This window comes from uncultured Roseobacter sp. (genome assembly GCF_947501835.1).
Lineage (GTDB): Bacteria > Pseudomonadota > Alphaproteobacteria > Rhodobacterales > Rhodobacteraceae > Roseobacter.
Window position 1 is genome coordinate 1 of record NZ_CANMXR010000037.1, and the last position, 9,002, is coordinate 9,002.

The following is a 9,002-nucleotide window of genomic DNA, read 5'->3' on the forward strand; positions in this document are numbered from 1 at the left end:
CCCAAAGTACCACATTCTCTACCACTCAAGGAAAGAATATAGACGCCATCGAAAGAAACTCAAGGAAATGATGAAACGGCGCAACCGCTTATCAAACAGAGAAAAAAGCCGCCCAGGACGACCAGGTCAAATTCGGGAAAATGTGGTAGTGGCGGACCGAGGAGGATTCGAACCCCCGACCCCTTGATTCGTAGTCAAATTTTATAGATGAACACTGCTGTACATTTCTTCACATATCTCGTATAAAAACAGTATCTTATCGAAACTCATTGAACATAGATGACCACTGAATATCACCGTTATACATGCGATTTGTGAGACTAAAAAGAGACTAGAATGCAAATACGACTGACAGATTTAGGCGTCAAAAAGCTGTCGCTGACCGAGAAGGGTCAGGTGACGCATTGGGACACAACCACTCCTGGCTTTGGCGTTCGAGTGTCGAGTAAACGGAAGTCCTTTGTTGTGATGTATGGCAAAGAACGTCGCCTCAAAACTCTTGGTCGTTATCCCGATCTTAGTTTAGTCGACGCGCGCAAAGACGCGCGGCTGTTTTTAGCGACCCAGAATTTATCGGACGACCCACATATCGATCATGACTATCAGGTGGTGGTCAAAACATACCTGAAAGACTGTGAAGCCCGTCTTCGCCCCAGCACACTTGAAGGATATGTTCTCTACCTCACCAAAATTACTTTTTCCGGCAACATCGGTCAAATCGCCCAAGCCGATATAGTCAAGGCAATTGAAGCATACACGGACAGCCCTTCCAGCCAAAACTACGCCTTCACCACCTTCAAGGTTTTCTTCAATTGGGCCATCCGCAGACAATTCTTAGCCAGCAATCCGCTGAATGCGCTAAGGCGACCCAATCGAACAATCTCACGTGACCGTGTACTATCCGATGAAGAGCTGAAAACACTATTGCAGTTCACGTTGCATAATCGTGGTCGGTTTCATGACATTGTGACGTTGTTGGCGCTCACTGGGCAGCGGAAATCCGAGATCGCAGGTCTGCAGTGGTCTGAGGTCGATGGTGATACATTGGTGTTTCCACCTGGTCGCACGAAGAACAAACGGGAACACCGGGTGCCGTTGTGCTCCCAGGCGCTGGACTTGCTGCACAGCATTGAAGGTGGACAACTGCATGTTTTTGGAACGCCAGCTGAGGATCAGCCATATAACGGGTGGTCAAAGGCGCAGCGGCGGGTTGTTAAAGAGACGGGGCTGGATCACTTCACCCTTCATGACCTACGACGGACCTTCTCCACGATCCACGCCAAGATCGGCACGCCAATTCACGTCACCGAGAAGCTGCTAAACCACGTCTCAGGCTCAATAAGTGGCGTGGCTGCGGTCTATAACCGGCATTCGTACATTGAAGAAATGCACACCGCCATCGCCGCGTATGATGAATATCTCGCCAACCTGCTTTCGGATTGATAACGTCATAGCACCTCGGGGTATTGTCGTAACCCTTGGGCATCGCGGTGCTCTTCAATCATGGAGACATCGTGATGCGGATACTATCGAAAACTCAACTCAGGGAGTTGGTCTTGTACTCACCTCAACACATCGCGCGGCTGGAGAAGGCTGGAGAGTTCCCCAAGCGGGTACAACTCGGCTCGAACAGAGTGGGATGGGTGGAAGATGAAATATTAGACTGGCTGCAAACGCGGTTGGACGACCGATAACCCAAACGACGCTCCTTCTGGGAGCAAGGGGTGGTCAGGTGTGCACTATCTGACCACCCGATAAAACGGCCCGCTGTCGGCGTTCAGTGCAGTCAATTTTTGTCATACTCATTTGCCGAATTTGGACATTAGTCATTGTCTCACTGAGCAGGTGGCAAAGCCGTGGATTTGGCATGAGCAGTGATTCCAGAGAATACACACGCACAAACTTAGGTTGAAATATTGGGTAGTTTATTCCCGTCGCAGTCTGTGATTTACCAAAGTCGAAAACGGGAGGACAACAACCATGAAATTCGATCTTAAATCCATGACACGAAAGCAGCTTGAAAAGCTCCGTTCCGATGTCGATACCGCCCTTGAAAAAGTGACCGAAAGAGAACGAAAAGCAGCGCTTGTTGCAGTCGAGAAAGCGGCGAAAGCACACGGTTTCACCCTCGCTGAGGTTACAGCGGATGCAAAGCCTATTAAAGCAAAGCGTAGGGCTCCAACGAAGACCAAGGTGGCGTCTGTTCCGAAATATGCCAACCCTGAAGACAGATCTCAGACCTGGAGCGGCAAAGGACGCCAGCCGGATTGGTTCAAGATAGCGATGGCATCAGGAAAAAAAGCTGAGCAACTGTTGATCTAAAGATCACAGACCAAACTGGCTTTTGGTGTATCGGGCATCCAGCATTCACTTCCAGCCCTTAGCAGTCCTTCGTTCTTGAACCGATATCAGATGTGGCCGCTAACCGAATTACCAAAGTTTCAGAAGAACGTCTCTGACCACGGCTTGCGTGATATCTAGCGTCGGAATTACCAATAGGGAAATTCCGGCGACGCTCAAACTTAGTGATACGAAACGCGCCAAACGGAATGTATGCATCTCACCGGTCCACCATTCTCGCGAAAGGTAACTGATGTAGTCGCCATGCTTGTTGAACATGGAAGTTCGCACATCAGGCCGGTAGCCTGAAACCAGCGGCTTCTTGTTCCTGAACTTGTCGTGCACTTTCCAGAACAAATGCAATCTCGGCTTCCAAAGATCGGAAAACACTTGTGCTTCCATGCTGGCAAGCTCATGGACGCTATAGCGTTCACCGACCCTAGCGGCAAACTCCATCTCTCCCTTGGCCAGGTCCAAAACCCGAGGACGAAAAATCCTGAAAATCAAATTGGATATCAGCAATAGTAGGCTACCGAAGAAAACTAGTCTCATCTTGTCTAAGCCGCTCAAGTAAAAAGGTGTTTTCGCATTCGGTTCAACACCAGCAATCATCCGAAATGAAGCTATTTCCGCAATTTGGTCGTTGAATAGGATGATATAACCAATGATTGGCACCAATGCGACGACCCGCGTCAAGTCATTGTTGGCAACTCTTTCGACAGACTGCCATTGGGTGAACTTCCAATCCGAGTGAAACTTCATTGAATTGCGCTACTCCTATCAGAGCGTGGTCTATCAAGCACGCTAGAGGCCGTTCCCCTATTCGTTCTGAGAACGGTACTTCATTGAAAACTTGACGGAAAGCTGCTGGAGCTGTCTATTTGAGACATAGTATTCAATTTCAAGTTGTAGGCATGTAGATGACTGAGAAGCTGCCAGTTTACCTGGCTCAAGGCGAAGCCGCGCGTTTGTTCCCCGTTCTCTCAACCACATCAAAGGAAGGTCGCACAACGTCCATTGTGCTGGCCTGCATGGTTCAGATTGAAGAGTTGGGAGCCGCGTTGCTCCAATCAGTAGGCCAGAAGCGCGGGAAACGGGCACAGTTACATGCGTTCACTGAGGTTGTGTTCAAGAACCAATCCAAGACAATCAAGGATCGGCCCGACGGCTTGATTGTCCTGAAGGTCGGCTCCCGCGAGTGGAAGGCTCTTGTGGAAACCAAAGTTGGGAACAACACCCTCGATGCTGAGCAAATTGAAAGATACCGTGCTCTTGCCAAAGAGAACGACGTCGATTGCGTCATCACGATATCCAATCAATTCGCGACTACGCCGACCGCGCATCCTGTTGAGGAAGTCAGGAAGAGCAGATCCAAGATTCCCGTTTATCACTGGTCCTGGATGCATGTGGTCACGACTGCGGAGTTGCTGATCAGCAATGAGCAGGTCGAGGATAAGGACCAACTACTTTTGCTGAATGAGCTTAGGCGCTTCCTCAATCATGAGAGCGCAGGTGTGCAGGGCTTCCATAGGATGCCCAAAGAATGGGGCGATCTCAACAAACTGGTATCGTCTGGAGGTGTCATTCCAGCACGGTCGCCAGAAGCACAGATCGTAGTTGACGCTTGGCACCAGGAGACCCGAGACCTGTCGCTGATCTTGAGCAGATTGGTGGAAACATCCGTCTGTGAGAAACTGTCGCGCAAGCACATCAATGATCCGGCTCAGCGAAAAAAGGATGAGCTGCTGATGCTTCGCGAATACCATCAACTCCAGTGCACATTGGATGTCCCGGACACGGCCGCCCCTATCGAAGTCACCGCAGACCTGAAGCGGCGGTGCGTCGACGTCGGTATGACCATCCGAGCTCCCGAAGATAAGAAATCGACCAAAGCTAGGCTGAATTGGCTTCTTCGGCAGATCAAGGTCGATAACATGGATGGGCTGTATATTCGCCTGCTTTGGCCTGGTGCCAGTGAGCCGACGCAGCACTTGGTCTCAGAGCTCCGGGAAGACATTGATATCTGCCAAGAAGGCAAGGACCACCTGGTTACGCACGGCTTCCACGTTTTCTTATCCAAGCGCCTCGGCGGGCGGTTCACACAACAGGCCAACTTCATATCTGACTTGGAAGAATTAGTTCCTCTGTTTTACGGCGAAGTAGGCGCAAATCTGTCCGTCTGGAAGAAGGCCGCGCCTCGGATCAAACATGACAAACCAACTGCTGAAGATGTATCGATAGACGCTATTGCCGAGGATGCTGAGGACTTTGAAGGCTGATTTGAGCTTCAAAAAAAATCGCTCTACGAGCGCCCCCAATATTCAAGAGGGTTCCAATACACCATCAGCCCCAAGCGCACCTGCCCAGAGATGAAGAGAATCATGAAGACGACGGAGCTAATGCTCTCATATGATGGGCGACCAAGTGCGTTTTGTGTCTCGAGTGACCATCATAAAGAACGACGACGATGCGCATATCGAGCGCTGACTTGCTGAGCAGAGGAAAACCGCATAAACCGTTTCTGGTGTTCATCAGCTCTTGACCGAGCTAGGTGTGGGCTGATCTACGGATTGGTAAAGTGATGAATGTCAACGATTGGATAAGTCTAGCTGCCACGCTCTATGAAAAAGGCGGGAAGAAGACGTACCACGTCAATGACCTGACACAGCTGGCCATCGAGTTTGGACTGATTCCCATCGGGGAAACGGAAGAAACTTTCGTGAAGAAAATGAGCCAAAAGCTCCTGGCGAACTCTAGCACCAAGTCTCCTCAATTTGCCAGAGTAAAAAGCTCAAAGACAAAGAAACACCGTCGAGGCTTTTACCGCATAATTGTAGAAAAACCTGTGACATTTCACGCGCCTGCACCGGACGTATCTACTAACTACACTGGTGCTGGCGGAGAGTATGCGGTGTTGAGCGAGCTGTTATTCCGTGGGTTTAACGCATCAAAAATGACAGTTGATGATGGCATCGACGTCGTTGCATCGAAAAACTCAAGCTACTTCCACGTTCAGGTGAAAACGGCAAACGAGCGAGCCGGAAAATTTCAAGCGACAATTCGAACTTCAGCCTTTCAACACTCTGCCACCGTCTTTTATGTCGTAGTCCTTAGGCAGAATACTCCAACAAGATATGTAAATGACTACGTTATTTTCGCATCCGGTGACATTCGAAAGTGGATACTAAAGGGCGAGCTAAAGGAGAGCTCTTCGATCAACCTTCGGTTATCCCACACCGGCAAACGTCTCATGCTAAATGACACAATCGATATCACCGTTCATAAAAATAATTGGGATTTTATCTGCTAAGCTGTCCGTCCGCTAGAAGCTCTTACACCCTGTTCCACAAAGCAATCGAAACATCATCAGCGGCAACTCGAAGTGCCCAGAAATTCCGGAAAAGCCCGCTCATTTGACAACCGTCAAATGGCGGCTTTGCGTGGCCCCTGAGCTACCTTGCGTAAGCCACATCGGTGAGGTCAGGACGCAGCCCTTAGCTGCCGTTGGATTTGGGCGTTCGGTGACGCGTCAGCGGACCGAGTTGCCATTGAAGGCGGCAGTTGTAAGTCCGCATACGGCTCGTTGCCGACAATCGAATATCTACGTACGTAGTCTCAACATATTTTTGAAGCTGTTAATCATCCAATTGCCGGATTCTGTTTCGTCAATACCCCCATTTTCCGGAATTTAACACTTTTCTTAGCGCGACCTGCAGTTCTGCTCGGTCTGCATGAAGTGTGGCCCATTCCAAAGCTTCTTGGCCAACGTTCGCTGTTGTTAACTCTGCAAAAAAGTCCCAGACCATTCGTTGCTCGCTACGGGGAACGCGCCATACATCCTCCTCCTTTTCCAACAACCCAATTGGATTTACCTCATATTCCACAAGCCAGCGCGCGGCCAAAAAAGCTCTCATTTGGTCATGACGGAACTCATATCTCTCGCCATCAAGCGTTCTGACAAGACTATTACTCTGTCCAACGAGAGGCTGCAGCAAGTTGTATTCTTTTTCCCCGTCGGATGACAAATCACGGCGTCCCAATCTGAACGCTTCCCAAGCCGTATGTGACAAACCTTCGAGATCGTATTCACCCCCATCTAAGGATCTCAATCGAAGCAAGAGACACAAGTATAGTTGCCCGCGGCTTGCGGGTAAGTTTTTGGGCAAGGTTCCTGCCTCTATTAGATCTGAGATAACTTTCAAATCGTGCCCGGACTTAAGTTCCGCGGCAACTCCAGAACTCAGTATATTAGACAAAGTTTCTTTCGCTACAGAGGGTGACAAGAATAACTCAAAGAACTCCGTTGCGTATTCTTCCATTGAATCAGGTAAAGACCATTCTTCGAATACATCATTACTTCGCCCAAAAGGAATAGTTTGGGAGGTGACTAACAACCCGACCTGTGGATATCGAAGTGAGAATTGCTCGATTGCGCCTCCATCGTCGACTTCGTTTGCCCCATCGAGTGCCAAGATGAAGTTTCCTGATAATATTACGGATTTGAGCAGTTTTTCATCGTAAAATCTGCAGTTGAGTGAGTCAAAGGTACGGGCGCTGATCTCAAAAAGCCATTCTTCCGGTGCGGTTGGAATCGGGACGTTGCGGAAATCTCTCAGTCGGATAAAGAGAATTTGGAACCCATACTGACGATAGGCTGAACGGAGCGAACTGTACTCTTTGCCACCGAAATACTGCGTTCTTAAATTGTCTAGCGCTGATGTTTTGCCCATACCAGGCCCACCGTGGATCCAAATTCTTGCCCCCGGGCCAAAGGCAAAAATTACCTCATCCGATTTAGCTTTTTCGCCGGTGCGCCTTATTTCCATTGGTATCGGCAGATAAGGTTGAACCTTCGTACGGGAGCTGACCTCCATAAACCAGCGCTCGAGCATCCATCGTTGAAGAGCTGGTACATATTTGATTGACAACCAAAACCAGACCCCGAGCTTTCCCCACACGGGGTCGGTCAGTATCTCCCATGATCTTGTGTGGTGGCGGGATCGTAGAACTAAAACTCCAAAAAGCAGAGCATGACCTATCACAAGAACTGGAAGCAGTTTTTTGGCTTGAGCTAGCATGTACTCACCAAGATCAGTGCCAATGCTCGCTGTGATCAAAGATCCTGGGAGGGTGGCCCAGTCACTGCCTGTGGTCGAACCTAGATATTGCAGCCCAACACTAACTTCTCCAACTCCGTAACTGGATGCATCTATGAATGAGCTGACAAGGAAGTCACCGGTGCCATGCGGGTGAGATAGCCCAAGTCTGTTGACTTGGGTTGGGAGAATGACCCCATCGCTAACAATTCTCATACGCTCCTCAAAAGGAAATGCAGGCCCGCACAGATCACGCAAAATCCACTCTACCTTGATTCCAGATTCTGGCGGTTGAGAGTGGCTAAAAGAACTCGATTTGACGACAGGAATACCCACGCTGCTCAGCACGTGAGGTCCAAGATCTGTGCGGATGTGCGACCAATACGGCCCAATCACCTCATCTGTCACCAATAACCTAGAAAGGTTCTTGTCTTCGGTGGAGATGAAAGCGATGTGGCCATCCTTGATAAAGAATGGCTCCCCATCCCAGGTAAGAAATATCCAGCCGAAGCCGTTGACCCACTCAGAATCCCTAATAGCAGCTATGGACTCAATATCATTAAGATCACCAGACCCCGTTACTTCAACCGCTTCGCCACTTTTCAAATCAAAAGTTTCAATCTTAGTATTTCGAACAATCGTCCAAGTCCCGTCAGCGTTGTCAAAAGTATTACGGTGGGCCATCTCTCTCGGTAATGAATGATCGACAAGATAGAAAACGCCATTGCGCAGCCAATAGTACCCGGTAGAAAACTCAAACAGATCTTCACCACCATGTATTTGAACCTCCCGGACAAATCGACCAAGGTTGCCTTCCGAGTCCGGCCTAAATTCCCGAATGTTGTCTCCGGATAAATGAAAGACTCCTTGGGCGGACGTCATCAAATCACCACTGCCCGACCACGATCGCAAATTCCCGACCGTCTTTCCGGTGTCAGACTCGGCAAGAACTATCTGCCCGTTTTTCACTTCGATTAATCCAACATCAGATCTAAAAAGAAAGGGGCTAGAGACGTCCTCGAAGATTGGGTCAGAAGAAATTTCTTGGCCCGCAAAATCCCACTTTGCAACCTTGGCGCTATCTTCTTCAACTTCAACAAACAGTCGATCCGAATAGAAAAGAACTGTTCCGTCTGATGAAATTTGAAGTTCGAATTCTAGCTCATCACCAACAATGGGATCCTCAAATTGATGAAGACTGGTTATCTGACCCTTTTTCAGACGTAGAACGCCCTCGCGAAACAGTACAACCAACTCCCCAGTTTCTGTTCTTACAGGTATCGCAAGCAGCTTGGAGAATTGAGAACCTGGGTGCGACATTTCGAGCAAGTTGCCGTTTGAAAATCCAGCGACCCCATGCATTCCCACGATTACGAACTCTCCAGCTTCCGTAACGCTGAAGTCAAGCACGTCTCCGATGTTTTCTAACTTCCAATTCTGTTCTTGGAGTACTTTGGGTACCAAGGCTTCAATTGGATTTTCAAAGAGACTAGGGTCAGGACTCATTGAGTTTCAAAGCCAGTAGATAACCAGTGCCGCGAGTGCGATAGCTGACAAGAAGACCTT

7 protein-coding genes are annotated in these 9,002 nt (G+C 49.1%); 5 read left to right on the forward strand and 2 right to left on the reverse strand.

What is annotated here, in order from left to right:
• Positions 1-336: 336 nt before the first annotated feature.
• The 3 genes from Q1A20_RS25675 to Q1A20_RS25685 all read left to right on the forward strand — a co-directional run bounded on the left by Q1A20_RS25675 (position 337) and on the right by Q1A20_RS25685 (position 2,322).
• Positions 337-1,443 (forward strand): site-specific integrase, encoded by a 1,107-nt coding sequence (locus Q1A20_RS25675; RefSeq protein WP_299919593.1) that lies wholly within the window; start codon positions 337-339, stop codon positions 1,441-1,443.
• A gap of 74 nt (positions 1,444-1,517) precedes the next feature.
• Positions 1,518-1,694 (forward strand): AlpA family transcriptional regulator, encoded by a 177-nt coding sequence (locus tag Q1A20_RS25680; RefSeq protein WP_299919609.1) that lies wholly within the window; start codon positions 1,518-1,520, stop codon positions 1,692-1,694.
• Positions 1,695-1,980: 286 nt separating this feature from the next.
• Positions 1,981-2,322: an H-NS histone family protein gene (locus Q1A20_RS25685; protein WP_299919596.1), complete on the forward strand. Its 342-nt coding sequence runs from the start codon at positions 1,981-1,983 to the stop codon at positions 2,320-2,322.
• A 108-nt stretch (positions 2,323-2,430) separates the two neighbouring features.
• Here the strand turns inward: Q1A20_RS25685 and Q1A20_RS25690 are convergent, their stop codons facing one another.
• Entirely contained in the window at positions 2,431-3,102 is a 672-nt protein-coding gene (locus Q1A20_RS25690; protein ID WP_299919598.1) for a hypothetical protein, read from the reverse strand.
• A gap of 158 nt (positions 3,103-3,260) precedes the next feature.
• On the opposite strand from Q1A20_RS25690, the gene Q1A20_RS25695 reads away from it, so the two are divergent.
• On the forward strand, positions 3,261-4,619 hold the full coding sequence (locus Q1A20_RS25695) for a hypothetical protein (protein ID WP_299919601.1): 1,359 nt from the start codon (positions 3,261-3,263) through the stop codon (positions 4,617-4,619).
• 299 nt (positions 4,620-4,918) lie between these two features.
• Positions 4,919-5,650, forward strand: a complete 732-nt coding sequence (locus tag Q1A20_RS25700; protein WP_299919603.1) for a hypothetical protein — start codon at positions 4,919-4,921, stop codon at positions 5,648-5,650.
• Between the two features lie 355 nt (positions 5,651-6,005).
• On the opposite strand, the gene Q1A20_RS25705 is transcribed toward Q1A20_RS25700, so the two are convergent.
• A complete protein-coding gene (locus tag Q1A20_RS25705) occupies positions 6,006-8,942 on the reverse strand; it encodes a hypothetical protein (protein ID WP_299919606.1) in 2,937 nt (978 codons plus the stop codon).
• Between the last annotated feature and the right edge of the window lie 60 nt (positions 8,943-9,002).